The following is a 1,204-nucleotide window of genomic DNA, read 5'->3' as shown; positions in this document are numbered from 1 at the left end:
CCTCTCGCCGTAGACGTTCTGGAAGTAGCGGGAGCGGGGTTCGAACCCGCGACCTCACGATTATGAGTCGTGCGCTCTCACCAACTGAGCTACCCCGCCTCGGGTGATCTCGGGGTGCGCCCGCAGCCGCACCCCGAGACACACCACAGAGCCCCGAAAGGGAATCGAACCCTTGACCTTCTCCTTACCATGGAGACGCTCTGCCGACTGAGCTATCGGGGCAGCGCGGAACAGGTTACACACCCAACGGCCCCGCCGCGAAATCGCGTCCGCACCACCTTCCCACGGACCGGTTCTGGGCACGAGCCCGACGCCGGCGGCCTCCCCGGCGCCACGACTGGCGCGCTCCGCGGGGGCGCGGTCGACGAGCCCCGCGGGGCGCCGACGCCGGGCAAGAGCGGAGCAGGCGCAGGGACGACGAAGGGGCGCCCCGTTCGGGACGCCCCTTCGGCAACGTGGCGGGTGAGGGATTCGAACCCCCGTAGGCGTTGCCAGCTGATTTACAGTCAGCCCCCTTTGGCCACTCGGGTAACCCGCCGGGGTGCGTGCCGACGATCACCGACCGAGAACCCGTGGGCCTGGTCGTCGCTCGCGCGGCGTGCCGTGGAAGGATAGCAACACCCGGGCCCCGTCGAGAAAACGGCGGCCCGGACGGACCGGCACCACGCCGCGCCCGGTCGTCGTACGGGCACCGAAGGCCCGACACCGCACCAGGCACGGGACCGCACCAGGAGCACGAGGAGGACAGCCCATGGCGAGCGAGTCGTCGTTCGACGTCGTCAGCAAGGTCGACCGTCAGGAGGTCGACAACGCCCTGAACCAGGCCGCGAAGGAGATCGCCCAGCGGTACGACTTCAAGGGCGTCGGCGCCTCCGTCTCGTGGTCCGGCGAGTCGATCCTCATGGTCGCGAACTCCTCGGAGCGCGTGCTCGCGGTCCTGGACGTGCTCCAGACCAAGCTCATCAAGCGCGGGATCTCGCTGAAGTCGCTCGACCTGGGCGACGGCGAGCCGAAGCCGTCGGGCAAGGAGTACCGGCTGTCCGCGGCGATCAAGGAGGGGCTGTCGTCGGAGGTCGCCAAGAAGCTCGCGAAGATCGTGCGCGACGAGGGCCCCAAGTCCGTCAAGACCCAGATCCAGGGCGACGAGCTGCGCGTCTCGGCCAAGAGCCGCGACGACCTGCAGGCCGTGATCGCGCTGCTCAAG

The 1,204-nt window shown here is 69.3% G+C and carries 1 protein-coding gene and 3 tRNA genes; 1 reads left to right on the top strand and 3 read right to left on the bottom strand.

Going from position 1 to position 1,204, the window contains the following annotated elements:
- Positions 1 to 25: 25 nt before the first annotated feature.
- From CWIS_RS15490 to CWIS_RS15480, 3 genes are all read right to left on the bottom strand, one after another.
- A tRNA-Met gene (locus tag CWIS_RS15490) sits at positions 26 to 99 on the bottom strand.
- Positions 100 to 149: 50 nt separating this feature from the next.
- Positions 150 to 222, bottom strand: a tRNA-Thr gene (locus CWIS_RS15485).
- Positions 223 to 456: 234 nt separating this feature from the next.
- Positions 457 to 538, bottom strand: a tRNA-Tyr gene (locus CWIS_RS15480).
- A gap of 213 nt (positions 539 to 751) precedes the next feature.
- Between CWIS_RS15480 and CWIS_RS15475 the strand changes: the two genes are divergently transcribed.
- A partial coding sequence (locus tag CWIS_RS15475) for a YajQ family cyclic di-GMP-binding protein (protein ID WP_048344235.1) occupies positions 752 to 1,204 on the top strand: 453 nt, incomplete at its 3' end.

The organism is Cellulomonas sp. A375-1, from assembly GCF_001040865.1.
Lineage (GTDB): Bacteria > Actinomycetota > Actinomycetes > Actinomycetales > Cellulomonadaceae > Cellulomonas > Cellulomonas gelida.
Note: the sequence above shows the minus strand (reverse complement) of the source record. Positions and strands in the feature narration are given on the sequence as shown.